The sequence below is a fragment of the Paractinoplanes polyasparticus genome, assembly GCF_019710575.1.
GTDB lineage: Bacteria > Actinomycetota > Actinomycetes > Mycobacteriales > Micromonosporaceae > Actinoplanes > Actinoplanes polyasparticus.
The window spans coordinates 242,799-268,734 of the sequence record NZ_JAHWFK010000034.1; the positions used below are offsets into that span (position 1 = coordinate 242,799).

Sequence of the window (25,936 nt, forward strand, 5' to 3'; positions counted from 1 at the left end):
CTTCGATGTGCCGGGCGTCCGGCTTTTCCCGGGCCGCCCGGCCGGGTACACAGAAGACATGTCGCTGCTGCCCGCTTCCCTGTACTGGCAACGCAAGGACACTCCCGGCTCCGAGCACACCCTGCTCGACGCCACGAACGGCCTCTACGCCCGCGGCACCGCGCTCGCGGTCGACCCCGTTCCCTACAGCTGTCGCTACGAGCTGCGGACGGATCCCGGCTGGGTCACCGCGCACTTCGACGTGGCCACCGAGGGCGCCGGCTGGGCCCGCTCCCTCCGCCTCGAACTGGCCGCCGGCACGTGGCGGGCCACCACCGCCGAGCAGGGCGACCTCGATGCTGTCCTGTCGGCCGCGGGGCACGCCGGGGCCGGGCTGCCCGGCCTGGAGGACCCGGATCTGCTCTACGGCGCGTTCGACGTCGACCTGACCGGCTCGCCCCTGACCAACACGCTCCCGGTCCGGCGCCTCCGGCTGCACCGGCCCGCGGCCGACGACGTCGGTGTCGCGCACCGGCTCAGCGTGGCCTGGGTGCTGCTGCCCAGTCTCGAGGTGGTCCAGGCCGACCAGATCTACACCGCGCTGGGCGAGGGCCGGGTCCGCTTCGCGAACGAGACGTTCAGCGCCGACCTGACCATCGACGAGGACGGCTTCGTGATCGACTATCCGGGCCTGGCCGAGCGGGCTGGTGACCCGCACCCCAAACGCGGGTCGTGAACGGCGCAGGCGCCCCCTGAGGGGCTGCGCGGGGCTGATCAGCCGAGGTGGGGCTGGGGCCGGTTCTCCCACTTGGTCGAGAGCGCGATGGCCGTACGCGTGGAAGCCACCCCGGGCGTGCGGTTGATCCGCACGATGAGCTGCTCGAGCTCGGCTATCGTGCCGACCCGCACGGTCAGCTGGTACGACTCCACTCCGGCCATGAAATAGCAGCTCTCGACCTCGGGCATCGCGCGCAGGGCGGCCAGCACGTCGTCGGTGTCGGCGCCGGAGTCCTCGATGATGCCGATCAGCGCGGTGACGCCCAGGCCCAGCGCCTCGTGGTCGACCTCGGCCCGGTAGCCCTGGATCGTGCCGGCCGCCTCGAGCTTGCCGACCCGCTCGTGCACGGCCGGCGCGGACAGCCCCACCTTGCGCGCGAGCTCGGCGTACGACGAGCGGGCGTTCTCCCGTAGCAGCTCGATCAGGCGGAGGTCGATGGAGTCCATGGTGAAGACCCTAATCGGGTGGCAGTTCGTCACTCACGCCCGGTAGCAGCGTAAACGGCGGCAGGATAACGATCACTGTCGCAATTAGGGCTTTTTCCGCATTCCAGGGACTCGGTTCCGGGGCAATGCTCTAATGGCTTTACGTCCCGATCGAGCACGCCGACACTCACCGTGATCACGGCCGCTCCAAAAGACCGACGCGAGGAGGGGGCTGTGGACACTGGAGATCGCTTGCTCACACCAGGCGAGGTGGCCGCGCTGTTCCGCGTCGACCCGAAAACGGTGACCCGCTGGGCCGCCGCCGGGCGCATCGGCAGCATTCGTACTCCCGGCGGTCACCGCCGATTCCGTGAATCCGAGGTCCGCGCGTTGCTGGAAGGCGACGGCGTGGTCGAGGAAATGCGCGAGGACGACGCTGCCAATCGACCTCGTAATGCCGGCCCGAGCAATCCGGGCCTGGGTTACGGACCGCCCAACGGGTTGCGCTGAGCATTCAATTCACCCTTCCACCGGGTCAGGAGCGTGTGGGGTACGCCCAGAGCGTCCAGCGCTTTGCCCGCTACGAAGTCGACCAACTGTTGTGCGGTGGCCTGCGCCCCGGCGCCATAGAAGCCCGGGCTCGCAGGCAGAACCACCGCCCCGGCGTCGTGCAGCGCGATCAGGTGCTCGAGGTGACTGCGCGTTACGGGTGTCTCGCGTGGAACGATCACTGTGCGTCGACGTTCCTTGAGGTTCACCTCGGCCGCCCGCTGCAACAGGTCCTTCGAGAGACCGATCGCGATGCCCGCGCACGCGGCCGTGCTGGCCGGCACCACGATCATGCCCTTGGCCGGGTACGAGCCACTGCTGGGCCCGGCGGCCAGGTCGCCGGCGGCCCAGTAGGACAGGTCACCCAGATCGCGCCCGAGCCATCGGCCGACGTCGTCCTTCCAATGCGCGTCCCGCACAGTGGACCCGGTCTCGTCGAGAATCGTCAGCCGGGCCGCCTTGGAAACAACGAGGTCGACCGCCTCCCCCGCGTCGAGCAGGGCTGACAACACCGCCCGGGCGTAGGGCGTCCCCGAAGCCCCGGAGACCCCCACGACCCATGGTTCACGCATGCCTCAAGTGTGCCCGCTGGTCCCGCTGCACCCACGCCGAAGTGGGAAACGACTCCGTCACCGGGCCAGTCGCGTTCAGCGCTCCACCCAGGCCGACGCGGGAAAGGACTCCCGCGCGGTCGGCCAAGCTTCGGGATCGCCGGGGGTGCCCACTATCCGGCCCGCCGCGGCCACTCGCTCGAGGTCGGCCTGCGGCACGTCGTGACCGGCCCGGGCCACGAGGTTGCTCGACGCGTCCGGCGCCGCCACGCATTGCCGCACGTTGTGCTGCCCGGACCAGGGCGCACATTTCGGCGTGGGCCCGGTTCCGGACACGAAGCTGCGCTGGACGCCGATCACGATGCCGCCGCTCGGGGCCGAGGCGTTGCCCGGAGTGCTCCGCGGAAACGACAAGCCGATCGGTTGCGGCGCCGAGTTCAGGCCCGGTTCGGACCAGGCGCTGACGAACTGCGCCTGCTCGTAGAGCGGTTCGAGCTCGAATCCGATGTCGGGCCGATCGGGCGTCACCAACGCCGTGGCGGCTTCGGGCCGGCTGACGTCGACCGCGACCAGTCGCATGGTGGACGGCACCCAGGAGATGGCGAAGGGCAGCCGGGCCGGCCGCGGTGAGGTCGTGCGGAAGGCAGTGGCCAGCCGCACCATCTCCTCCCGGCTGAGACGATTCTCGAACGATGCCATGAGAACCATCGAACCGTCGGCGTTGCGCCAAGTGAGCAAGGTGTCGGCCTTGATCAGCGCACTGCGGCCCAGCGGCATGAAGCTGGCTTCGTGACCATTGATGGCTCCGGCGGGCTCCTTCGGATGTGACATCCAGAAAGTCTGCGGAACGGATCCGGCGGGATAGAGAACGAGCCGGCCGACGGACCGGTAAACGCCCGGCGACACCTCCCGGCCGATCGACGCCAGCTGGTTGGTGAGGCTCACCCACTCCGGGTCGCCGACGCGCAGGTCTCCGCTCCGGTAGCTCGAGAAGAGCAGGTCGAAGGGGCCGGCCTTGGGCGGGGGCGGAGTGGCCGGCGGAGCCGCGGGCCGGGCGATCAACTGCGGCAGGCCGATAACGGCGAACACCGCCAGCAGGGCCGCTATGGCCCATCCGGTGTTCCGCCGCCGCTTGCGCCGGCGGCCGGCCGCCACGACGTCGTCAACGGTGTAGCGCGCGGCCGGCGCGTCCTCGCGGGCCGTCTCCAGCAGGTCAGACAGCTTCATGACGGGCCTCCAGACGCTCGTCGATGCTGAGGTCAGCGCCGAGGATCCGCCGCAGGGTGTCGAGACCACGGGACGTGTACGCCTTGACCGTGCCCTCGGGGCAGCGCAGCGCCGCCGCCGTCTGCGGAACGCTGAGTCCTTCCAGGAAGCGCAGCACGAGCACCGCCCGATGCTTGACCGGCACTCGCAGCAACGCCTGCCGTAGGTGCACCCGGTCGTCGATGTTCAGGATCTCGTCGCGCGCGACGATGTCGGGCATCGCGTCGCCGTGCGACTGCTCACGCCGCCACCACGGTCTTCGCGTCTCGTCGATGGCCGCACGCACGACGGCGCTGCGGGCGTACGCCTGCGGATTCTCGACCCGCCCCCACTTCCCGTAGAGGCGGGCCAGAGCGCCCAGCACAGCGTCCTCGGCCAGTTGCCAGTCGCCGCACGTCAGGTAGGCGAGCCCCCGCAGCGCCTCCATCTGCCCGCCGACGAACTCGCGGAACTCGGCCTCTTTGTCGCTCACGGGGGTTAGACGGACGTCGACGGCCGAACGGTTACAGCAGGAGGAGGTCGAGAAGCGCGAAGACGAACAGCGCGATGCCGACGAAGCCGTTGGCCGTGAAGAAGGCCCGGTTGACCTTCGACAGGTCGGTCGGGGTGACCACGATGTGCTGGTAGATGAAGGCGGCCGCGGTGAGGGCCAGGCCGATCCACCAGAGCCAGCCCAGCCCGACGACCTGGCCGAACCAGACGAACAGCGCGAACGTCACTACGTGGGTCACGGTCGAGATGTGCAGCGCGGTGCGCACGCCGAACCGGGCCGGGGTGGAGTGCACGCCGATCCGGCGGTCGACCTCGACGTCCTGGCAGGCGTAGATGATGTCGAAGCCGCCGATCCACAGACCCACCGCGAGGCCGAGCAGCCAGGCCGGGCCCGAGCCGTCGAACGTGCCGGTGATGCCGAGCCACGCGCCGACCGGGGCGACCGCCTGGGCCAGCGCCAGCACGTAGTGCGGGAAGTTGGTGAACCTCTTCGCGTACGGATAGACGACCAGCGGGACCACGGCCAGCGGGAACAGCACCAGGCACAGCCAGTTGAGCAGGCCGGCCGCGAGCGCCATGACGACCAGCGAGACGACGGCGCCCGTCCAGGCCGTTCGCAGCGAGACCGCGCCGGTGACGAGCTCACGATTCCGCGTACGCGGGTTGAGGGCGTCGATCTTGCGGTCGAGGATGCGGTTGGCGGCCATGGCGAAGGTGCGGCCGGACACCATGGCGATGGTGATCAGCAGCAGGTCGACCCAGTGGACGCCCGAGTCGAGCCGGTCGAGCGCGACGGCGGCGGAGAGATACGCGAACGGCAGCGCGAAGACCGAGTGCTCGATGGCGACCAGGCGCAGGAACGCCTTGACCTTGCCCGGTTTCTCGGGAACCGCCGCGACCGCCGTCATATGCCGTACTCCTTCCAGCGCTTCTCCACCAGGCTGATCACCTCGGGGGACATCGCCATCTCTTCGGGCCAGCCTCGTGAGTAGCCCTCGGAAGGCAGCTTACGGGTGGCGTCGATGCCCGCCTTCCCACCCCAGAACTGCTGGTAGGAGGCGTGGTCGAGGTGGTCGACGGGGCCTTCCGTGAGCAGCAGGTCGCGGCTGTAGTCGACGTTGCCGAGCGCGCGGAAGGCGACCTCGTTGTAGTCGTGGACGTTGCAGTCCTCGTCGACGATCACGATCAGCTTGGTGAACGCCATCGAGTGGGCGCCCCAGATCGCGTTCATGACCTTCTGCGCGTGCTTGGGGTACCGCTTGCGGATCGAGACGATCGCGCAGTTGTGGAAGACACCGGCCGACGGCAGGTCGTAGTCGACGATGTCGGGGATCATCATCTTGAGCAGCGGCCGGAAGATGCGTTCGGTGGCCTTGCCGAGGCCGTGGTCTTCCTGCGGCGGCTTCGACGTGATGATCGAGTGGTAGATCGGCTTCTTCCGCATGGTCATGCATTCGATGTGCAGCACCGGGAACGGCTCGACCGGGGTGTAGAAGCCGGTGTGATCGCCGAACGGACCCTCGGGCAGGCGCTCGCCGGGCTCGAGATAACCCTCGAGGATGATCTGGGCCTCGGCCGGCACCTGCAACGGGACCGTCACGCAGTCGACCATCTCGACCCGCTCGCCGCGCAGGAAGCCGGCGAACAGGTATTCGTCGATGTCGGAGGGCAGCGGGGCGCTCGCGGAATAGCTGACCACCGGGTCGCACCCGATCGCGATCGCCACCGGCAGGCGCTGACCGAGCCGCTCGGCCACCGCGTGGTGGGCCGTCGAATCCTTGTGGATCTGCCAGTGCATGCCGAGCGTGTTCTTCGAGTGCTGCTGCAGGCGATAGAGGCCTAGGTTGCGCTTGCCGGTCTCGGGGTGCTTGGTGTGGGTGAGCCCGAAGTTGTGGAAGATGCCGCCGTCGCCGGGCCAGATCTGCAGGCCGGGCAGCAGGCCGAGATCGACCTCGTCGCCCTTGAGCACAACCTCTTGGCAGGGGGCGGACTTCACCTTGCGCGGCGGCAGCGACTTGAGCTGGAGCACCTTGCCGATGCCCTCGCGGATGCCGGACCAGCCGACCGGGAGTTCCGGCTTGATCATCCCCCCGATGCGGTCGCCCACCTCGTCGAGATTTTCGACCCCCAGGGCCATGGCCATCCGCTTCTCGGTGCCGAAGAGGTTGATCGCCAGGGGCATCGAGCCCCGGGTGGGCCGCTCGAACAGCAGAGCCGGGCCGCCGGCACGCACAGTGCGGGTCACCACCTCGCTGACCTCCAGCGTCGGGTCGACCGGGACGGTCACCCGCCGCAGCTCGCCGGCCGCCTCGAGGGCGGTGAGGAAGCTCTGGAGATCTTGATAGGGAAATCCACGAGGCGCCATGACAACCAGTCTCGCGCACTCCTCCGACAGTTCCGCGCCCGGGCGATCACCGTCACTCACGCTGTCCGATTCGCGTTGAGTGGACGATTGTTCGCGACGTTCCGGCGAGGTGCAGGTGAAGGTCCGCAAAGTGGCGCTGTGGTGCGCGATGGCCGGCCTGGCCGCCGCCCCGGTGGGTCCGAACCCCGCCGTTTCCGCAGTTCAAGACCGTTCTCCGAAGGTGGTCGAAGCCAAACGGCTGCCGGTCTGCCCCACCGCCCGGGCCTCGAAACGCGCGCCTGCCGGCCCGGCCGGCCCGGCCGCCCCGGGCGCGTGTCGTGCCGCAGGTCACATTCTCGAGTCGGGCGTGCGCCTGGCCCGCCGCGGCCAGGCCGGTTTCACACCGAGCGGCTACCACCACCTGGGCGCCAACACGGGCGGCGAGTGGGCCGGGGTGTCCGGCCGCATGTCGGTGGTGGACGGCTCCGTACGCCCCCGCTCGTACGACTTCGTGGCCGGCCGTTTCATGGTCAAGCGGAACCTGGGCCGCGGCAATATCGCGTGGCTGGAGGCCGGCTGGGCCGAGACGGGCTGGGCCGGGCCCGGCCGTCAGCAGATCTACACGTTCAACACCAACACCAAGACGTGGCAGTTCTACAGTCAGTACACGCTGCGCCCGGGCGACAAGCTCTGGCTCGACCTGCACTCCGACGCCAGCGGCACGTGGAGCGCCTGGCTGTGGTGGGGCGACCGGTGGAACCTGCTCACCGCCCAGTTGCTGCCCGTCGGCCGCACCGCGACCATCGAGCAGTACGTCGAGGTGCACGTCGACTCGGGCAAGCCGGGCCTGATCGACGTGCCACCCGTCATGGTGGACAACGTGCGGCTGCGCCCGGCCGACGGCACGGAGCCCCGCCTGTGGCGCGAGGACGTGCCCACGCTGACCGGCACGGACCCCGCCCAGCGCCGGCTCAACGGCGGCTTCTGCCTGGACTGGCTCACCCGCTACGACACGTGGACGGCCGGCGATTGCGGCCGGTAGCGCTCAGCCCGCGTTGGCGTACGAGTGCAGGCCCTCGAAGAACAGGTTGACGCCGAACAGGTTCATCAGCATGGTCACGAAGCCGAGCAGCGCGATCCAGGTGGCCACCGTGCGCTTGACGCTGGGCGTGGCCCGGGCGTGCAGGTAACCGGCGTAGACGACCCACGAGATGAATGCCCAGACCTCTTTCGGGTCCCAGCCCCAGTAGCGGCCCCAGGACGCCTCGGCCCAGATCGGGCCCGCGATCAGGGCGCCGAAGGTGAACAGCGGGAAGGCGAAGGCGTGCAGGCGGAAGGTCAGCCGCTCGAGCGTCACGGCGGCCGGGACGTGCTTGCCCAGCGTGTACGGGAACGTGCGCCTGCCCTCTTCGTACCCGTTGCGGATCAGATACATCACGGCCGGCACGGCGCCGATCAGGAAGATGCCGGAGCCGATGATGATCGTCGACACGTGGATGATGAACCAGTACGAGTTGAGCGCCGGGACCAGCGGGCCGACCGGGGTGTACGCGATCATCGTGGCCGCGCCGAGCATGACGACCAGCGCGAGCGAGGCGAACAGCCCCAGGTGCCGCACGGCCGGGCGGGCGAGCACGACGCCGATCCACACCGCCGACGCGATGAACGTGGTCGACAGGATGTACTCGTACATGTTGCCCCACGGCATGCGGTCGGCCGCGACGCCGCGGGTTACCAGACCACCGAGGTGCAGCAGCACGGCGACGACGTTGATGCCGACGGCGATGCGCCCGATCAGCTCGCCACGGTCGCGCCGGGCCGGCTGAACCGGGTTGTCGTCGGCGACCGCGGGGGGATCGGCAGCCACCGGACCGCCCGCGCCGACGAGCTGCTTCGCCTCGACCGGCCGGACGGCAGCACGGCCGACGCGGCTGCGCTTGCCGAACGCGTACTCCCCGGCATAGCAGACCATCGCGAACAGATATGCGAGGACGGCTGCCGCCATCAACTGATTCGACAACTCCGCCATCAGGGCGTCCCTTCCTCGGCGGCCTTCACCAGAGCCTTGAATTCCTCCGGGAAACCCGGATAGTCGGTGCGCGGCAGGCCACCGGCCGTCACCACGCTACCGCCGCCGGCCGCGGCCGGACCCGGCAGGTCGGCATCGGGCCGCACCCGGAACCACACCCGGCGCCGGTGGCCGGCCAGCGAGAGCATCAGACCGAGCAGCCCGACCACCGCGCCGACGAGCAGCAGCCCCTGGGCCGGGTCGTGCCGGATGGACAACGTCGCGAACTCCCGCGTGCCGACGAACTCGAGCTTGGTGCCGTCGTCCAGCGTCCAGGTGTCGCCGAGCTTGAGCGCGTGCGGGCGAGTGCCGCTGACGTTCTTGAGCTCGCCGGTGGCGAGTTGACCCTGGTCGAGTGAGTACACCGAGCCCGGCGTGCCGACGTCGAGGCCGAGGTCGCCGCGGTAGGCGGTCAGGTAGAGCATCGGGTTGTTCTCGGCCGGGAAGGCCGAGGTCGCGCTGCCGTCGGTGGGCGAGGTCGGCAGGTAACGCCCCTCGAAGCCCATCTGGAGCGTCGGGTCCCGCTTGTCGGTCTTGGGGTCGATGTTGACGTCGGGGAACTGGGCGACGCCCTCGCTCGTCTGCATGCCGTCGATCGGCAGGAACGGCACGACCTTGGTCTGGGCTACGCCGTAGCGGTCGGTGAACTTCAGGACCGGGGCGTAGCCGTGACCGAGCAGGTAGACGTTGGCGTCGCCGAGCCGCAACGGGTCGTTGACCGTGAACCTGCGGGTCTCGGCGGGGCCGTTGTCCTGCGTGAGCTGCACGGTGGCGAGGAACGTCTTGGGCTGGCCGGTGCTCTGGAAGGTGGCGTCGAAGTCGGTCAGCCGCAGGCAGAAGTTCGGCAGGTCGGCCGGGTGCACCCGCGGGCCGAGCGTCGAGTCGTCGTACTGCGTGAGCGTGTTGCAGAAGCCTTGATCGGGGCCGCCGACGAGCAGCCGGTTGGCGTGCCAGCCGTACCAGTGCCCGAACCCGACCCCGATCAGCACCGCGAGCAGCGAGAAGTGGAACAGCAGGTTGCCGGTCTCCTTGAGGAAGCCCTTCTCGGCCGAGACCGTCCAGACGCCGTCCTCGTGCTCCCGCACCTTCGTGCGGAACCGGCGGCGGCGCAGACCGGCGGCGAGGCTCCGAGCGACCTCGGCCGGCGCATCCGCCCTGGTCAGATCCGCGGCGTGCTGGGGCAGGCGTTCCAGGCGCTTCGGGGCGTCCGGTGGGGCCATCCGCAACGCGCGCACGTGGTCGATCAGCCGGGGCACGACGCAGCCGATCAGCGACGTGAAGAGCAACAGGTAGATCGAGGCGAACCAGGGCGAGGCGTACACCTCGAAGCCGCCCAGCCGCTCGAGCACGGGCGCCAGATCGGGATGCTGCTGGTAGTACTGCGTGACCCGTTCGGCGTTGACCCCCCGCTGCGGGAACACCGAGCCCGGGATGGCCGCGATCGCCAGCAGGAAGAGCAGGACCAGGGCCGTACGCATGGAGGTCAGCTGCCGCCACGAGTTGCGCAGCAGGGCCCACAGCCCGTTGGTGCGGCGCGGCGGAGGCGCGGCCGACGGCGCCGGGCGTTCCTCGATGACGGTCACAGCAGGGTCCCGGCGCCGAAGTCGAAGGTCACCTTGAGCCACACCAGGAAGTGGTTCCACCCGCCGGTGACCAGTGTGATGCCGACCAGGATCAGCAGCACGCCGCCGATCCGGGTGACCCAGCGGCTGTTGCGGCGAATAACCCGGAAGACCCCGAGCAGCTTGCGGAAGAAGAGGCCGAAGGCGATGAACGGAAGACCCAGGCCCAGGCTGTACGCGAGAGCGAGCACGACCGCCCGGTCGGTCTCACCGCTGGTGGTGGCCAGGGCCAGCACCGCCGCCAGGGTGGGACCGGTGCACGGCAACCACGAGAAGGCGAAGATCGCGCCGAAGATGGGCGCGCCCAGCAGGCCGGCCGCGGGCAGCTTGGTGACCCGGGCCTCGCGCTGCAGGCCGGGGATCCAGCCCAGGTAGCCCAGGCCCAGCACGATGATCAGCACGCCCAGCCCGATGTTGAGCGCGTCCTGGTGGCGCAGCAGGAAGCCCAGGTTGGCGACCAGGGTGGCCAGCAGGGTGAAGACGACGGCGAAGCCGAGCACGAAGAGGCTAGTGCCGGCCAGCACCCGCCCCCGGTGGCTGGTGCGCGGCCGGGTCAGGGTGGTGACCCCACCGCCGTCCGGCTCGGCGGCGGACGAGGCGGCCCGGGAGTCGTCCAGGTCGGAGCCGGCCAGGCCGGTGACGTACGAGAGGTAGCCGGGCAGCAGCGGCAGGACGCACGGCGACAGGATGCTGACCAGCCCGGCCAGAGCGGCCACGGCGATCGCCAGCAGCAGCGGGCCGCCGCTGGCGATGTCGGCGAAGGTCTCGGCCATCAGCCCTGCCCCTCGGCCGCGACCTTCTCGACCAGCGGCTTGAGCTGGGCCTCGGTCGTCGCCTGACGCAGCGCGACCGCGATCCGGCCCTGCCGGTCGATGATCAACGTGGCCGGCATGCTGACATTGGTCACGTCGAACTGGATGCCGACCTGGCCCGGGAAGTCATAGAGGCTCGGGTAGGTGACCCGGCCGCGCTCGAACTCGCGGGCCGCGTCCCGGTCGTCGCGCGAGTTGACGCCGATGAAGCTGACGCCCTTGTCCTTCGTGGCCTGATAGGTGTTCTCGAGGTCGTCGGCCTCGGCCCGGCAGGGCGCACACCACGAACCCCAGAAGTTGACGACGACGACCTTGCCCTTCTGCTGGGCCATGTCGTACGCCGTGCCGTCGAGCAGTTCCCCGGTGATCGGTTCGACCGCGGGTCGCTTGTCGGGCGCGCATTCGACCACACCGTCGGTGGTGGTGCACTTCTTGGCCCAGTTGCCGTCGTCCCCTCCGCATCCGGCGAGGACACCAGCCGTGACGGCGGCGGTGGCCAGGACTGCGGCGAGGCGGCGCATGGTCAAGCTCCCTTGGCGGTCTTGGCTGTCGCGGAGAGGGCCACCAGGTGGGCGGCGGGCTCGGCGTAGTCGATGCCGACGACCTTCGAGTCTTCGAAGCGGAACGAGGTGATGCTGGCCAGCCCGCACTGACGACGGCGCGGGTCGTGCCACAGACGCTTCTTCTCTATATAGCGCCGCAGCGTCCAGATCGGAAGCTGGTGCGAGACGCAGACCGCCTCGTGCCCCTCGGCGGCCACCCGCGCGGCCTGCACCGCCGCGAACATGCGCTGGGCGATGACCAGGTAGGCCTCGCCCCACGAGGGGGTGATCGGGTCGCGCAGCACCCACCAGTGGCGCGGGTTGGTCAGCGCGCCGTCGCCGACCGAGACCTTCTTGCCCTCGAAGTAGTTGGAGCTCTCGATCAGCCGGCTGTCAGTGGCGATCTCGAGGTCGAACTCGGCCGCGATCGGCACGGCGGTCTCTTGCGCTCGGTCGAGCGGGCTGGCCACCACGTGCGTGACGTCGCGCTTGGCCAGGGACTCGGCCGCGGCCACCGCCATCTGCTTGCCCAACTCGGACAGGTGGAAGTCGGGCAGCCGCCCGTACAGCACCTTGTTGGGGTTGAAGACCTCGCCGTGCCGCATCACATGGACGGTGGTCCTCGTCGGTTCGCTCACTGTGCTCCCCCCGCCGCGGCAGCGCGTGCCGCATGGGGCAACGCCGACGCGATCTGTTCCAGCGCTTCCTCGTCGATCGCGGTCGAGACGAACCAGGACTCGAAGGCGCTCGGCGGCAGATAGACGCCACGCGCCAGCATCTCGTGAAAGAAGGCTTTGAACGCGCCCGCGTCCTGGGTCTTGGCCGACTCGTAGTCGACCACCTCGGTCGCCGTGAAGAAGATCGAGAACATATTTCCCGCGTACGCGAGCCGGTGCGGCACCCCAGCCGTGGTCAGGGCGTCGGCAGCGAGGGCGCCCACGGTCGCGGACAGCTCGTCGAGCCGCTTGTATACCGCGTCGTCGGCCAGCCTGAGCGAGGCGAGCCCGGCTGCGCAGGCCAGCGGATTGCCGGACAGCGTGCCGGCCTGATAGACCGGGCCGGCCGGGGCGAGCCGCGACATGATCGCGCGACGGCCGCCGAACGCCGCCGCGGGCAGGCCGCCACCCATCACCTTGCCGAAGGTGAACAGGTCGGCGTCGACCGGGTCGAGCCCGGCCCAGCCGCCGGCCGAGACGCGGAAGCCGGTCATCACCTCGTCGACGATCAGCAGGGCGCCGGCCGCGTGCGCGATCTCGGCCAGCCGCTGGTTGAAACCGTCGCGCGGGGCGATCACGCCCATGTTGCCGGCCGCGGCCTCGGTGATGACGGCGGCGATCTCGGCGCCGTCCTGACGGAACGCCTCTTCGACGGCGGCCACGTCGTTGTAGGGCAGAACGATCGTCTCGCTCGCCGCGGCGCCGGTGACACCGGGCGAATCGGGCAGGCCGAGCGTGGCGACGCCGGAGCCGGCCGCGGCCAGCAGCGCGTCGACGTGGCCGTGGTAGCAGCCGGCGAACTTCACGATCTTGGTGCGGCCGGTGAACCCGCGGGCGAGACGGATCGCCGACATGGTGGCCTCGGTGCCCGAGTTGACCAGGCGGACCTCGTCGACCGGCGTGCGCCGGACGATCTCTTCGGCCAGGTCGACCTCGCCCACCGTGGGGGTGCCGAAGCTGGTGCCCCGGGCCGCGGCCGCCTGGATCGCCGCGATGACCTCGGGGTGGGCGTGGCCGTGGATGAGCGGGCCCCACGAGCAGACCAGGTCGACGTAGCGCCGGCCGTCGGCGTCGGTGAGCCACGGACCGGCGCCGTGGGCCATGAAGCGGGGCGTGCCACCGACCGCTCGGAACGCACGCACGGGTGAATTGACCCCGCCGGGCACAACTGCCTGGGCGCGGTCGAAAAGGGCCTGGGATGCCGGGGCGTCCTCCGGGTAGGGGAGGCCCTCGGGGCGGTATGAGGTGGTCACAGCGGCTCCCATTGTGTCAGCGCGGTCCGGCAAGAATCTCAAGAGGGTTCCTCACATCACCCGAGGATGACCGAAAGCGTCCGGCCCCGATGTCGGGAACGCCCCGATACGCTCGCGCCCAACAGGCCGAACAGGCGCACAGGCGATAGGCTGGCCCGGTGGAACGACCCGAGCTGTCGATCACGGTTGAGCGCGCACCCGACGAGGTCATCTTCCACCTCGCCGGGGAAATTGACGTGCTCACGGTCACGAACCTGTCGACCCTGGTCAACGAGACATTGGCCGATCCGCCGGCCCGCATCGTGCTCGACATGGCCGGCGTGACCTTCTGCGATTCCCAGGGGCTCGGCACGCTCGTGGTGCTCAGCCGCAAGGCCCAACATGCCCGTTCTGTCCTGGCGCTCGCGAACGTGGGCGACTTCCTGCTGCGAGTGCTCGATATCACCGGCCTCCGCAGCGCCCTCATGATCAGCAGCACCGCCTGAGGGTTGCCTTGACGCCGGTGTCAATGCCTAACGTCGGGTGACGACGAGGGGGACATCGCAATGTTGATCGGGGAGCTGGCGACGCGGGCCGGAACGAGCACGCGGACCCTGCGCTACTACGAGCAGCACGGACTCGTGCGGGCCGAGCGGGACGCCAACGGCTACCGCCAGTACGAGGACGCCGAGCTGCGCGTGGTGCACGAGATCCGGTCGCTGCTCGCGGCCGGCTTCGGCCTGGAAGACATCCGCCCCTTCGTCGCGTGTCTGCGAGCCGGGAACGAGTCGGGCCACGTCTGTCCCGACTCGGTGCTGGTGCTGCGCCGCAAGCTGGCCGAAGTGGACGGCTTCATCGGGCAGCTCACCGACCTCCGGCAGCAGTTGCGCGCCCAGTTGGACGAGGCCGTCGCACACCGGGAGTCGCCATGTCACACCCAGACCTGCCAGCCCTGACCGATGCCACCATCGGCTCTTTCCTCGCCGAAGCCGATGTTCCGGTCGCCGTCGACGTGTGGGCCGAGTGGTGCCCGCCCTGCGGACCCATGGCCCGCACGCTGGCCGAGCTTCAGCCGGAGTTCGCCGGCCGGCTGGTGATCACCGCGCTGAACGCCGACGAGAACCCGGAGACCGCCCGGGCGCACGGGATCATGTCGTTGCCGACGCTGCTGATCTTCCAGAACGGCGTGGTGACGCAACGACTGGTGGGCGCGCGCCCGAAATCGGTGCTCCGGCCGCTTCTTACGAGCGCGCTCACGCCGTACGCGAACGTCTAATTTCCCCAGCGGGCCTTTTCCAGCAGGGCCAGCGCCTCGGCGGCGGCCTCGTGGCCGCCGCCGCGCAGCACCCGGGCCGCCTCGTCGACCGTGTCAGTGAGCCGCTGCCACTGCGCCTCACGCTCGCGGCTCGCCTCGGCCTGGGACTTGAGCTGCTGGGTCTTGTTCCAGAGGTCGACGAAGATGGAGACCTTGGCCCGCAGCACCCACGGGTCGAACGGCTTGGTGAGGTAATCCACCGCGCCGACCGCGTAGCCCCGCAGAGCGAGCTGGGCGTCGCGGTCGGCGGCGGTGAGGAACAGGATCGGCACGTGCCGGGTGCGTTCCCGCCGCTTGATGTGGCCGGCCGTCTCGAAGCCGTCCATGTTGGGCATCTGCGCGTCGAGCAGGATCACCGCGAAGTCGTCGGTGAGCAACTGCTTCAGCGCGGCCTCGCCGCTCTCGACGGCGACCGCGGTCACCGGCAGGCCCTGCAGGATCGCCTCCAGGGCCAGCAGGTTGTCCTTGCGGTCGTCGACCAGCAGGGCCTTCGCGCGCTCGGCCACACCCCATCCTCTCCGTGGGCTCCGTTCAGCCCCGGTCCGGCTCCGTCGTCTTGTCGGCGTTCACCCAGCGGGCCATCAGCTCGATCAGCTCGTCGAGGTCGACGGGCTTGGTGATGTAGTCGCTGGCGCCGGCCGCGAGGGCCGACTCCCGGTCGCCGGGCATGGCCTTCGCCGTCAGAAACACTACCGGCAGATCCTGGAAGCGCTGGTTGCGCCGGATGCCGCGGGTGGTCTCGTAGCCGTCCTGGTCGGGCATCATCGCGTCCATCAGCACGATGTCGACCTCGGGGTGCTCGCCCAGCAGGCGGACACCGTCCACCCCGTTGTCGGAGTACAGGACATTGAGCCCGTGCATCTCGAGCGCGCTGGTCAGCGCGAAGACGTTGCGCACGTCGTCGTCGATGATCAACACGGTCGCGCCGTCGAGCTGGCGGCTGGCCGGGCTCACCACGTGGCCCTCCAGCTCGGCCCGCTGGTGCAGCACCGGCATCTCCATGAGCGGGATGTCGATCGGCGCCGGCGCCGGCTGCACGACCACCGTCGTCGACGGCAGCGTCGGCAGGCTCATCGGCGGGATCGCCTCGGCGCTGAGCGCGTCCGGCATGTAGAGCGTGAAAGTCGAGCCCTCGCCGGGCCGGGACGAGACCACGATCGTGCCGCCGAGCAGGGCGGCCAGGTCGCGGCTGATCGACAGGCCGAGGCCGGTGCCGCCGTACTTGCGGGTGGTCGTGCCGTCGGCCTGCTGGAACGGCTCGAAGATGATCGCCAGCTTCTCGTCGTTGATGCCGATGCCGGTGTCGGTCACCGCGAACGCGATCACCTGCCGGGCCGCGGCCAGGGCCGGGATCTCGAAGTCGGTCTCGGGCGGAGCGCCGAAGATGCTCAGCGTGACCGAGCCGGTGTCGGTGAACTTGACCGCGTTGGACAGCATGTTGCGCAGGATCTGGTGGAGCCGCTGGGCGTCGGTGAGGATCGACTCGGGCAGCCCCGGCTGCAGCCAGACCCGGAACTCCAGGCCCTTCTCGTTGGCCTGCGGGGCGAAGGCCTGCTCGACGTAGCTGCGTACGCCGTCGAAGTCGACCTGGTCGGGCTCGACGTCCATGCGGCCCGCTTCGATCTTCGCGAGGTCGAGGATGTCGTCGATCAGCGAGAGCAGGTCGGTGCCGGCGCTGAAGATGGTGCGGGCGAACTCGATCTGCTTGTCGGTCAGGTTGGTGTCGGGGTTGTCGGCCAGCAGGCGGGCCAGCAGGAGCAGCGAGTTGAGCGGGGTGCGCAGCTCGTGGCTCATGTTGGCCAGGAACTCGGACTTGTAGGCGCTGGCCCGGCTGAGCTGCTGCGCCTTCTCCTCCAGGCCGCGGCGGGCCTGCTCGATCTCGCGGTTCTTGGTCTCGATGTTGGCCTTCTGCTCGCTGAGCAGCTGGGCCTTGTCCTCCAGTTCGGCGTTGGTGCGCTGGAGCTCGGCCGACTGGTCCTGCATCTCGCGGGCCAGCCGCTGCGATTGGGAGAGCAGTTCCTCCGTACGCCGGTTGGCCTGAATGGTGTTGAGGGCGACGCCGATGGTGGAGACCAGCCGCTCGAGGAACGTCAGATGCAGGCCCGAGAAGGTGGCCACCGAGGCGAACTCGATCACTCCCAGCATCTCGCCCTCGAACAGCACCGGCAGCACCACCAGGTCGTTCGGTGGCATCGACATCAGCCCGGAACGCATGGTCAGGATGCCGTCGTGGGTGGCCCGGACCCGGATCGTCCGACGTGAGACGGCGGCCTGGCCGACCAGCCCCTCGCCCGGGCCGAAGGTCACCTCGTGGTTGCGGGCGACGTAGCCGTACGACGCCGCGAGCCGCAGCCGCATGACCGCCTGCTCGTTGTCGACCAGGAAGAACGCGCCGAGCTGGGCGTCGACCAGCGGCGTCACCTCGGTCATGATCATGCGGCACACCTCGCCGAGATCACGCTGGCCCTGGAGCAGGCCGCCGATGCGGGCCAGGTTGGAGTCGAGCCAGCCCTGCTCGGCGTTGGCCTTGGTCGTCTCGCGGAGCGTGACGATCATCTGGTTGATGTTGTCCTTGAGCTCGGCGACCTCGCCCTGGGCCTCGACCGCGATGCTCTGGGTCAGGTCGCCGCGGGTCACGGCGGTGGACACCTCGGCGATCGCGCGCAGCTGGATGGTCAGCGTCGAGGCGAGCTGGTTGACGTTGTCGGTGAGGTCCTGCCACGTACCCGAGACGCCCTTGACCTGCGCCTGACCGCCCAGCTTGCCCTCGACGCCGACCTCGCGGCCGACCCGGGTGACCTCGGTGGCGAAGCTGGAGAGCTGGTCGACCATCGTGTTGACGGTGTCCTTGAGCTCGAGGATCTCGCCGCGGGCGTCGACCGTGATCTTCTGCGACAGGTCGCCCTTGGCCACCGCCGTGGTCACCGAGGCGATGTTGCGCACCTGGGCCGTCAGGTTGGACGCCATGTAGTTCACGTTGTCGGTGAGGTCACGCCAGGTGCCGGCCACGCCGCGCACCTGCGCCTGACCGCCCAGCTTGCCCTCGGAACCCACCTCGCGGGCCACCCGGGTCACCTCGTCGGCGAACGAGGAGAGCTGGTCGACCATGGTGTTGACGGTGTTCTTGAGCTCGAGGATCTCGCCCTGGGCGTCGACCGTGATCTTCTGCGACAGGTCGCCCTTGGCCACCGCCGTCGAGACCTGAGCGATGTTGCGCACCTGGCCGGTGAGGTTCGAGGCCATCGAGTTCACGTTGTCGGTGAGGTCACGCCAGGTGCCGGCCACGCCGCGCACCTGGGCCTGGCCGCCCAGCTTGCCCTCGGTGCCCACCTCGCGGGCCACGCGGGTCACCTCGTCGGCGAACGACGAGAGCTGGTCGACCATGGTGTTGACCGTCGACTTGAGCTCGAGGATCTCGCCGCGGGCGTCGACCGTGATCTTCTGCGACAGGTCGCCCTTGGCCACCGCCGTGGTGACGCTGGCGATGTTGCGGACCTGGCTGGTCAGGTTGGACGCCATGTAGTTCACGTTGTCGGTGAGGTCGCGCCACGTGCCCGAGACGCCCTGCACCTGCGCCTGGCCGCCCAGCTTGCCCTCGGAACCCACCTCGCGGGCCACCCGGGTCACCTCGTCGGCGAACGACGAGAGCTGGTCGACCATCGTGTTCATCGTGCTCTTGAGCTCGAGGATCTCGCCGCGGGCGTCGACCGTGATCTTCTGCGACAGGTCGCCCTTGGCCACCGCCGTCGAGACCTGGGAGATGTTGCGCACCTGGTCGGTGAGGTTGGCGGCGAGCTGGTTCACGTTCTCGGTGAGGTCGCGCCACGTGCCCGAGACCCCGCGCACCTGGGCCTGACCGCCCAGCCGGCCCTCGGTGCCCACCTCGCGGGCCACCCGGGTCACCTCGTCGGCGAACGACGAGAGCTGGTCGACCATCGTGTTGACCGTGTCCTTGAGCTCGAGGATCTCGCCCTGAGCGGCCACCGTGATCTTCTGCGACAGGTCGCCCTTGGCCACCGCCGTCGAGACCTGGGCGATGTTGCGCACCTGGCTCGTCAGGTTGGACGCCATCGAGTTCACCGAGTCGGTGAGGTCCTTCCAGGTGCCGGCCACGTTGGGCACCTCGGCCTGGCCGCCCAGCTTGCCCTCGGTGCCCACCTCGCGGGCGACCCGGGTCACCTGCTCGGCGAAGAGCCGCAGGGTGTCGGTCACCCCGTTCATGGTGTCGGCGAGCTCGGCCACCTCACCACGCGCGGAAACCGTGATCTTCTGCGACAGATCGCCCCGGGCCATGGCCGTGGCCACCTGTGAGATCGATCTCACCTGGTGGGTCAGGTTGGACGCCATCGTGTTGACCGAGTCGGTCAGGTCCTTCCAGGTGCCGGCCACTCCGCGTACGTCGGCCTGGCCGCCCAGCTCGCCCTCGGTGCCCACCTCGCGGGCCACCCGGGTCACCTCGTCGGCGAACGACGAGAGCTGGTCGACCATCGTGTTGACCGTGCGGCCGATGCGCAGGAATTCACCCCGCAGGGGTCGCCCGTCCATCTCGAGCGCCATGTGCTGCGACAGGTCGCCCTCGGCGACGGCCACGATGACGCGGGAGATCTCCGTCGTCGGGCGGCCCAGATCGTCGATCAGGGCGTTCACCGAGCGGACGCTGTCGGCCCAGGCCCCGTCGAGACCCTCGTCGTCCAGGCGCTCGGTGAGGCGGCCGTCGCGGCCGACGATGCGGCTGATCCGTCTCAGGTCGAGATTCTGCCGCTCCTGAAGCGAGACCACCTCGTTGAACGCGTCGGCGACCTCGCCCGGAGAACCGCTGCGGCGGGGCAGCCGAACCTTGAGATCGCCACGGCGAACGCGCCGCAGGGCCTCGGCGAGTTCACCGAGCACTGCGGTGTCGTCGGGCATGCCGACGCTGGCTTCTTTGGCCGCGGTCATGCTGTCCTCACTCGCTGTCCATCCTTGGTGGGCCCCCTATCCTCTCTCGCCCGACCGGGTCAATGCGAGAGACGACTTTGTGCACAGGCCCACCGGCAGGAGAGGATGCATGCGTGTCAGTGGAGACCGATGCGATCTCGGACACCCCGGCGGGTGGGCTGCTCCGGCGTGTCCGGCTGCCCAACGACCGGCGCACACCAGCGGCGGCGCGTGCTCTCGTACGCTCCGTGCTCGAGGAGTCGGGGCTCGAAACGCTCCTCAACGAGGCGCTGCTGCTGACCACTGAGCTGTCCACCAACGCGGTGGTGCACGCCAACACCGAGCTCGACATCGAGGTGCGCTCCGACACCACGGGGCTGACCGTGACGGTCACCGACTTCGCGCCCGGCCCGGTCGAGCAGCTGGCGGTCGGCCCGCGCAACGAGACCGTCGACATCGGCGAGGTCGCCGAGCGCGGCCGCGGCCTGCTGCTGGTCGACCATTTCGCGAGCCGCTGGGGCACGGTGCACGAGGGTACGGGCAAGGGTGTCTGGTTCCGCCTCGAGCGTGAGCCGACCAGCGAGGTCTCGTCGGTCGTGCCCGCGACGTCGGCCGAGAGCGGCACTCCCAGCCTGGGCGCGCTGACCGCCCTGCTGCACGTGCACCCCGAGCGCCAGTCCGAGGAGGGGGTGGCCGAGTTCGCGGCCGACCTGCTCGCCCAGCTGGCCCGGCTGACCGGCGCCGCCGGCGGGCTGATCCGGCTCGACCGCGGCGACGGCGGCGGCCGCCAGCTGCTGGCCCGCTACGGCCGGGCCCCGCGCGACGACGCCGACACGATCCGGGTGCCGCTGGCCGTGCAACGGCCCTATTCGGGTGACCTCGAACTCGACGCGTCCCCCGTCGGCTATGCCCAGCCGCTGGCCACACTGGTCGCCGAGCGCTTCTCGCTGCACCTCGAGAACGACCGCCTGCGCCGGGCCGACCTGCGCCGGCAGACCTGGCTGACGTTCCTGGCCGAGGCCAGCGAGCTGCTCGCCCAGTCGCTCGACGTCAACCTCACGATGGCGCTGATCCCGCAGCTGGTGGTGCCGCGGCTGGGCCAGTGGTGCGCGGTGCACACCACCGACGCCTGGGGCCGGCTGCAGCTGGCCGCGGCCACCCACGCCGATGAGGGCGCCCTCGCCCAGCTGCACGAGATCCTGGCCGAGACCGGGCCCGACTCGATCCTGACCCGGCTCGAGGAGGCGTCCCGCCTCGGCACCCAGGTGATGCTGGGCGCGCCGACCGAGGGCTTCGCGGTGCCGCTGGTCGCCCGGGGCACCCGTCTGGGCACGCTGGCGGTGGGCCGTCACCATCGCCTGCGGCACGACGCCGACGAGGTGGCCGTGCTGGAAGATGTGGCCCGTCGCGCCGCCCTGGCCATCGACAACGCCCGCATCCACGACGAGAGGCACAAGGTCGCGCGTACGCTCCAGGCCTCGCTCCTGCCCCCGGCGCTGCCCCGGGTCGAGGGCATCGGCTTCGCCGCCGAGTACGTGCCGACCGGCTCCGAGGTCGGCGGCGACTTCTACGACGTGGTGCCCTCCGGCGACGACACCTGGCTGGTCGTGGTGGGCGACGTGTCCGGCAAGGGTGTGCAGGCGGCCACGGTGACCGGCCTGGTGCGTGACGTGATCCGCATCCTGGTCGACGACGGCAAGCCGATGACCGAGATCCTCTGCCGGGTCAACCGGACGCTGGTTCAGCGGGGCGGCGGACGCTACTGCACGCTGGCGATGGCCTCGGTGACCCGCTCGCCCGACAACGTGCTCTCGGTCGCCCTGCATCTGGCCGGGCACGACCGTGCGGTTCTGGTGCACGCGGACGGCAAGACGTCGTTCGTCGGCGAGGGCGGAACGGCGCTCGGCCTGCTCGAGTCGATCACCTCGCCCGATGTCGAGGTGCAGCTCCAGCCGGGCGACTCGCTGATCTTCTACACCGACGGTGTGACCGAGCGGCGGCGGGGGCGCGAGCTGTTCGGCACAGCCCGGCTGCGCGACGCCGCGGGCCCGTTGGCCGGCTATCCGGCCGAGGTGATGGCGGCCCGGCTGCGCTCCACCACGATCAACTTCTCGGTCGAGGAGCCGCGCGACGACATCGCGATCCTCGTCCTCCGCAACGACGCCTGAGAGCTCCCCCTTCAGCCGCCGATTCGCCCCTTTCGCCCGACTATTTCGTGGCATGGTGTTTGTCATGGCGAAAACGCAGTACTACACGGCGACGAGCATCGACGGCTATATCGCCGACGAGAACAACTCGCTGGAGTGGCTCTTCGACGTCGACGGGGGCAACGAGAATCCTTTCGGCGGCTTCTTCGCGGGCGTCGGCGCGTTCGCCATGGGCGCGACCACGTACGAGTGGGTGCTGGCGAACGACAACGTGCTGGCCGAGCCGCAGAACTGGCACGACCTGTACGGCGACGCCCCGTGCTGGGTCTTCGCCAACCGTGAGCTGCCGCTCGTGCCGGACGCCAACATCTTCATGGTCAGCGGCGACGTGAAGCGCGTGCACGAGGCGATGCTGGTGGCGGCCAAGGGCAAGAACGTCTGGCTGGTCGGCGGGGGCGACCTGGTCGGCCAGTTCGTCGACCAGGGCCTGCTCGACGAGATCATCCTCGGCATCGCGCCGGTCGTGCTCGGCGGCGGCGCCCCGCTGCTGCCCCGCCACCTGACCGCGCAGCACCTGGCCCTCACCGGCACCGCGCAGATCGGCCGCTTCGCCTACCTCACCTACGCCGTCGGCAGCGAGCCCCTGCCCGAGCGGCACGCGGCCGAGCACCGCTACGCCGTCCTGCACTGACCCGGCCGAACCTGATCTTGCCTGTGAGCCACCGCCTCCCCCGCCCACCCAAGGGCGTTGGGGGCGGACGCTACGCGAATGTCAAGGAGCCGAGCGGGGTTATCCACAACCTCAGAAGAAGTCGAGGCGGCCGGCCATGTCTACTTCGCGGGCCAGTTCGGGCGGCGCTGAAACGATGACGGCCCGGCCGCCTCGGGCCAGCAGGACGTGCCGGACGCTCTCGACGATGCCCGTGATCTGGGCCGGCGTGGCCCGCGCGGGCAGCACGGCGTGCACCCGGCCCAGCGCGGCCGACCCGCGCACCGGCACCGCGAACCCGGCCGCGTCGCCCAGCGCGTAGAGCGTCGCGGGCAGGTCGGCCGCCGACACCGAGAGCCGCAGCGCCACGTCGTCGCGCCGGAAGGGGTAGGCGCCCCACCACGGCGGCGCGATCGCCGTGACCACGGCACCGGCGCCCCACGCGGCGGCCAGCCGATCGGCCTGCTCGACCGCCGCGGCCTCAACACCCTCGAACAGCACGGCCAGCGTGCCGCCCTGGCCGCCGACCGGCAGGTCGACCTCGATCGCGCTGGGCTCGAGCTCTTCGGCGGCGCCGACCAGTTTGCCCAGCTGCAGCGGCGTGGACACCGCGATGCCCGCCCAGCGCCGGGCCGCGGGCAGCGGCTCGAGGCGCAGCGACGCCGCGGTGATCACGCCGCTGATCTCGGCCAGCCCGGGGCGGCCGTCCTCACCGTCGGAGTCGGCGGCCTCGCCTGCCGTGTCCACGTAGGCCACGCTGGTCACGTATTCGGCCGGGGTGCCGAAGCGGTAGCGCAGCGGGCCGGACTCGTTGACCGCGAGCATGCCGCCGACCGTGGCCGTGCGCGATGGCGGGTCGACCGGCAGCCGCTGGCCCTGCAACGCCAGGGCCGCCTGCAGAGCGCGGACCGGGGTGCCGGTGGCCACCTCGACGGTGGCGCCCTCGACCCGATGGCTCCACAGTCCGCTCAGCCGGCCGGTGTCGATCAGCACGTCGACGCCCTCGTGGGGTGTGCCCCAATTGATCTTGGAACCGCTGCCGCGGGGAAGCACACTGAGCCCGCGGTCGGCGACCAGGCGCAGCACATCGGCCACGGCCTGGACGGTGGCGGGCACCGCGACGAAGCCGGCCCGGCGGCCACCGACCGTGTCGATCGACCGGGCGACGCGGGCGTAATCGGGACCGCAGATGTCCACAAGCGCGCTCAGAATCTGATCTCCTGATGGCTCACTCACGTCCCGTTTCCCCACGCCCTCGAACCCCAAAGTCCTCGAAGATCGTCCACTCTGGCATATCGTACACATGTTCGAACGGGCGCGGTCTCGGCCGCAAGAAGTAAAAAAGTCGGGGAAACCGGACCGCCCGGTAACGTAGGGCGCGTGACGAACCCGACTGCCGACAGCCCGCCCACCGCTCAGCAGGCGACCCACGAGCGCACTCACCACGGCGACACCGTCACCGACGAGTACGCCTGGCTGATCGACAAGGAAAATCCGCAGACCGTCGCCTACCTGGAGGCTGAGAACGCCTTCACCGACCGGGCGACGGCACACCTCAGCGGGCTACGGGACACGATCTTCAACGAGATCAAGCGCCGCACCCAGGAAACCGACCTGTCGGTGCCCAGCCGCAAGGGCGGCTACTGGTACTACACGCGCACCGAAGAGGGCAAGCAGTACGGCATCCACTGCCGGGTGCCGGTCGAGCCCGGCCAGACCGACCCGCCGTCGGCCGCCGACCAGCCCGGCGAGCAGGTCCTGCTCGACGGCAACGCGCTCGCCGAGGGCAGCGACTTCTTCGCGCTGGGCACCTTCGACGTCAGTGTCGACGGCAACTGGCTCGCCTACTCGACCGACTTCTCCGGCGACGAGCGGTTCACGCTGCGCATCAAGGATCTGCGTACCGGCGAGGTGCTGGCCGACGAGGTGCCCGGCACGTCGTACGGCAGCGCCTGGTCGGCCGACGCCGGCGCGCTGTTCTACACCACAGTCGACGAGGCGTGGCGCCCCCACCGCGTGTGGCGCCACACGGTCGGCCGTCCCGCGACCGACGACGTGATCGTCTTCGAGGAGCCGGACGAGCGCTTCTGGGTCGGCGTCGGGCTCACCCGCAGCGAGAAGTTCCTGGTCATCGACGCGCAGAGCAAAATCACGTCCGAGGTACGGGTCATTCCGGCCGACACCCCCGAGGCCGAGCCCACGCTGATCGCCCCCCGCGAGCACGGCGTCGAGTACTCGATCGAGCACCACGGCCACCGCTTCCTCGTGCTGCACAACAAGGACGCCGAAGACTTCGCCCTGGCCTACACGTCGGCCGACAACCCCGGCGACTGGGTCGAGCTGATCCCGCACGAGCCCGGCACCCGCCTCGAGTCGGTCGACGCGTTCGTCCGGCACATCGTCATCTCCCAGCGGCGCGACGGGCTGACCGGTCTGCGCGTGATGGGCGACGGCAGCACCGACTTCTACGACATGGAATTCCCCGAGCCGCTCTACAGCGTCGGGCTCGCCGGCAATCCCGAGTACGACACCGCGTCCGTCCGGATCAGCTACGCCTCGATGGTCACGCCCGACTCGGTCTACGACGTCGACCTGGTGACCCGCTCGATGGTGCTGCGCAAGCGCAAGCCGGTGCTGGGCGGCTACGAGCCCGGCGACTACGAGCAGTTCCGCGAGTGGGCGACGGCGCCCGACGGCACCCGGGTGCCGATCTCGATCGTCGCGCGCAAGGACGCGCCGCGCAACGGTTCCGCGCCGGCCCTGCTCTACGGCTACGGCTCGTACGAGCACAGCATCGACCCGTACTTCTCGATCGCCCGTCTCTCGCTGCTCGACCGCGGCGTCGTCTATGCCATCGCGCACGTGCGCGGCGGCGGCGAGATGGGCCGCCGGTGGTACGAGGAGGGCAAGCTGCTGGCCAAGCGGAACACGTTCACCGACTTCGTGGCGTGTGCCCAGGCCCTCGTCCGCGAAGGCTGGACGTCGCCCGAGCGGCTGGTCGCCCGCGGCGGCTCGGCCGGCGGCCTGCTGATGGGCGCGATCGCCAACCTGGCGCCCGAGGCGTTCGCGGGCATCGTGGCCGAGGTGCCGTTCGTCGACCCGCTCAACACGATCCTCGACCCGTCGTTGCCGCTCACGGTCACCGAGTGGGAGGAGTGGGGCAACCCGATCGAGTCGGCCGACGTGTACGCGTACATGAAGTCGTACAGCCCGTACGAGAACGTCGCGAAGCTCCAGTACCCCCGGATCCTCGCGATGACCAGCCTCAACGACACCCGCGTGCTCTACCACGAGCCGGCCAAGTGGATCGCCCGCCTGCGTGCCGTCGCCCCCGACGGCGCCTACCTGCTCAAGACCGAGATGGGCGCCGGCCACGCGGGCCCGAGCGGCCGCTACGACGCCTGGAAGGAAGAGGCCTTCGTCCTCGCCTGGACCCTGGACGTTCTCGGCCTCGCGGGGCGATAACCGGCCG

General features: G+C 70.0%; 24 protein-coding genes. 9 read left to right on the top strand and 15 right to left on the bottom strand.

The annotated features are described in order from the left end of the window. The first annotated feature begins 58 nt into the window (after positions 1–58). Positions 59–715: a putative glycolipid-binding domain-containing protein gene (locus KXC43_RS31640; RefSeq protein ID WP_221379844.1), complete on the top strand. Its 657-nt coding sequence runs from the start codon at positions 59–61 to the stop codon at positions 713–715. 38 nt (positions 716–753) lie between these two features. On the opposite strand, the gene KXC43_RS31645 is transcribed toward KXC43_RS31640, so the two are convergent. Then, positions 754–1,203, bottom strand: a complete 450-nt coding sequence (locus KXC43_RS31645; protein WP_221379845.1) for an Lrp/AsnC family transcriptional regulator — start codon at positions 1,201–1,203, stop codon at positions 754–756. Positions 1,204–1,416: 213 nt separating this feature from the next. On the opposite strand from KXC43_RS31645, the gene KXC43_RS31650 reads away from it, so the two are divergent. Beyond that, complete coding sequence (locus KXC43_RS31650) at positions 1,417–1,692, top strand: BldC family transcriptional regulator (RefSeq protein WP_221379846.1); 276 nt, start codon at positions 1,417–1,419, stop codon at positions 1,690–1,692. On the opposite strand, the gene KXC43_RS31655 is transcribed toward KXC43_RS31650, so the two are convergent. From KXC43_RS31655 to KXC43_RS31675, 5 genes are all read right to left on the bottom strand, one after another. After that, complete coding sequence (locus KXC43_RS31655; RefSeq protein WP_221379847.1) at positions 1,665–2,303, bottom strand: UbiX family flavin prenyltransferase; 639 nt, start codon at positions 2,301–2,303, stop codon at positions 1,665–1,667. The two genes, KXC43_RS31650 and KXC43_RS31655, sit on opposite strands and share 28 nt — an antisense overlap. Before the next feature lie 75 nt (positions 2,304–2,378). Next, on the bottom strand, positions 2,379–3,509 hold the full coding sequence (locus KXC43_RS31660) for a hypothetical protein (RefSeq protein WP_221379848.1): 1,131 nt from the start codon (positions 3,507–3,509) through the stop codon (positions 2,379–2,381). Further along, positions 3,496–4,020: a SigE family RNA polymerase sigma factor gene (locus KXC43_RS31665; protein ID WP_221379849.1), complete on the bottom strand. Its 525-nt coding sequence runs from the start codon at positions 4,018–4,020 to the stop codon at positions 3,496–3,498. Before KXC43_RS31665 ends, KXC43_RS31660 begins: the two co-directional genes overlap by 14 nt. Positions 4,021–4,051: 31 nt before the next feature. Continuing rightward, positions 4,052–4,948 carry a menaquinone biosynthesis prenyltransferase MqnP gene (gene mqnP / locus KXC43_RS31670; RefSeq protein ID WP_221379850.1) on the bottom strand — a complete coding sequence of 299 codons (897 nt, stop codon included), beginning with the start codon at positions 4,946–4,948 and terminating at the stop codon, positions 4,052–4,054. Next, entirely contained in the window at positions 4,945–6,405 is a 1,461-nt protein-coding gene (locus KXC43_RS31675) for a menaquinone biosynthesis decarboxylase (protein ID WP_221379851.1), read from the bottom strand. Before KXC43_RS31675 ends, mqnP begins: the two co-directional genes overlap by 4 nt. Positions 6,406–6,520: 115 nt before the next feature. On the opposite strand from KXC43_RS31675, the gene KXC43_RS31680 reads away from it, so the two are divergent. Then, positions 6,521–7,426, top strand: coding sequence for a hypothetical protein (locus KXC43_RS31680; protein ID WP_308129346.1), 906 nt, complete (start codon positions 6,521–6,523; stop codon positions 7,424–7,426). Between the two features lie 3 nt (positions 7,427–7,429). Here KXC43_RS31680 and ccsB read toward each other — a convergent pair whose 3' ends face one another. From ccsB to hemL, 6 genes are read right to left on the bottom strand one after another with little or no spacing between them, the layout of a single operon-like run. Next, positions 7,430–8,413: a c-type cytochrome biogenesis protein CcsB gene (ccsB, locus tag KXC43_RS31685; RefSeq protein WP_221379852.1), complete on the bottom strand. Its 984-nt coding sequence runs from the start codon at positions 8,411–8,413 to the stop codon at positions 7,430–7,432. Continuing rightward, positions 8,413–10,035, bottom strand: a complete 1,623-nt coding sequence (gene resB / locus KXC43_RS31690) for a cytochrome c biogenesis protein ResB (RefSeq protein ID WP_221379853.1) — start codon at positions 10,033–10,035, stop codon at positions 8,413–8,415. The genes ccsB and resB overlap by 1 nt, the downstream gene beginning before the upstream one ends. Continuing rightward, positions 10,032–10,847 carry a cytochrome c biogenesis CcdA family protein gene (locus KXC43_RS31695; RefSeq protein ID WP_221379854.1) on the bottom strand — a complete coding sequence of 272 codons (816 nt, stop codon included), beginning with the start codon at positions 10,845–10,847 and terminating at the stop codon, positions 10,032–10,034. The genes resB and KXC43_RS31695 overlap by 4 nt, the downstream gene beginning before the upstream one ends. Then, positions 10,847–11,407 carry a TlpA disulfide reductase family protein gene (locus tag KXC43_RS31700; RefSeq protein ID WP_221379855.1) on the bottom strand — a complete coding sequence of 187 codons (561 nt, stop codon included), beginning with the start codon at positions 11,405–11,407 and terminating at the stop codon, positions 10,847–10,849. The genes KXC43_RS31695 and KXC43_RS31700 overlap by 1 nt, the downstream gene beginning before the upstream one ends. 2 nt (positions 11,408–11,409) lie before the next feature. After that, entirely contained in the window at positions 11,410–12,033 is a 624-nt protein-coding gene (locus KXC43_RS31705; RefSeq protein ID WP_221379856.1) for a histidine phosphatase family protein, read from the bottom strand. Positions 12,034–12,062: 29 nt separating this feature from the next. Continuing rightward, complete coding sequence (hemL, locus tag KXC43_RS31710; RefSeq protein WP_221379857.1) at positions 12,063–13,409, bottom strand: glutamate-1-semialdehyde 2,1-aminomutase; 1,347 nt, start codon at positions 13,407–13,409, stop codon at positions 12,063–12,065. A 146-nt stretch (positions 13,410–13,555) separates the two neighbouring features. Between hemL and KXC43_RS31715 the strand changes: the two genes are divergently transcribed. From KXC43_RS31715 to KXC43_RS31725, 3 genes are read left to right on the top strand one after another with little or no spacing between them, the layout of a single operon-like run. Beyond that, positions 13,556–13,882, top strand: coding sequence for an STAS domain-containing protein (locus tag KXC43_RS31715; protein ID WP_221379858.1), 327 nt, complete (start codon positions 13,556–13,558; stop codon positions 13,880–13,882). Between the two features lie 60 nt (positions 13,883–13,942). Beyond that, positions 13,943–14,332, top strand: a complete 390-nt coding sequence (locus KXC43_RS31720) for a MerR family transcriptional regulator (RefSeq protein WP_221379859.1) — start codon at positions 13,943–13,945, stop codon at positions 14,330–14,332. Further along, complete coding sequence (locus KXC43_RS31725; protein ID WP_221379860.1) at positions 14,305–14,652, top strand: thioredoxin family protein; 348 nt, start codon at positions 14,305–14,307, stop codon at positions 14,650–14,652. Before KXC43_RS31720 ends, KXC43_RS31725 begins: the two co-directional genes overlap by 28 nt. On the opposite strand, the gene KXC43_RS31730 is transcribed toward KXC43_RS31725, so the two are convergent. Together KXC43_RS31730 and KXC43_RS31735 are read right to left on the bottom strand one after the other, a co-directional pair. Next, the gene (locus tag KXC43_RS31730) at positions 14,649–15,197 is read right to left on the bottom strand and encodes a response regulator (protein ID WP_221379861.1); all 549 of its coding nucleotides are present in this window, start codon (positions 15,195–15,197) and stop codon (positions 14,649–14,651) included. The genes KXC43_RS31725 and KXC43_RS31730 overlap by 4 nt on opposite strands. A 25-nt stretch (positions 15,198–15,222) precedes the next feature. Continuing rightward, positions 15,223–19,629 carry a HAMP domain-containing protein gene (locus KXC43_RS31735; RefSeq protein WP_221379862.1) on the bottom strand — a complete coding sequence of 1,469 codons (4,407 nt, stop codon included), beginning with the start codon at positions 19,627–19,629 and terminating at the stop codon, positions 15,223–15,225. A 62-nt stretch (positions 19,630–19,691) separates the two neighbouring features. On the opposite strand from KXC43_RS31735, the gene KXC43_RS31740 reads away from it, so the two are divergent. Continuing rightward, a complete protein-coding gene (locus KXC43_RS31740; RefSeq protein ID WP_221379863.1) occupies positions 19,692–21,776 on the top strand; it encodes a SpoIIE family protein phosphatase in 2,085 nt (694 codons plus the stop codon). A gap of 64 nt (positions 21,777–21,840) precedes the next feature. Then, positions 21,841–22,446: a dihydrofolate reductase family protein gene (locus tag KXC43_RS31745; protein ID WP_221379864.1), complete on the top strand. Its 606-nt coding sequence runs from the start codon at positions 21,841–21,843 to the stop codon at positions 22,444–22,446. A 111-nt stretch (positions 22,447–22,557) separates the two neighbouring features. Here the strand turns inward: KXC43_RS31745 and KXC43_RS31750 are convergent, their stop codons facing one another. After that, entirely contained in the window at positions 22,558–23,700 is a 1,143-nt protein-coding gene (locus KXC43_RS31750) for an FAD-binding oxidoreductase (protein ID WP_308129348.1), read from the bottom strand. A gap of 144 nt (positions 23,701–23,844) precedes the next feature. Here KXC43_RS31750 and KXC43_RS31755 point away from each other — a divergent pair, with 144 nt between their 5' ends. Continuing rightward, on the top strand, positions 23,845–25,929 hold the full coding sequence (locus tag KXC43_RS31755) for a S9 family peptidase (protein ID WP_221379865.1): 2,085 nt from the start codon (positions 23,845–23,847) through the stop codon (positions 25,927–25,929). Positions 25,930–25,936: the final 7 nt, after the last annotated feature.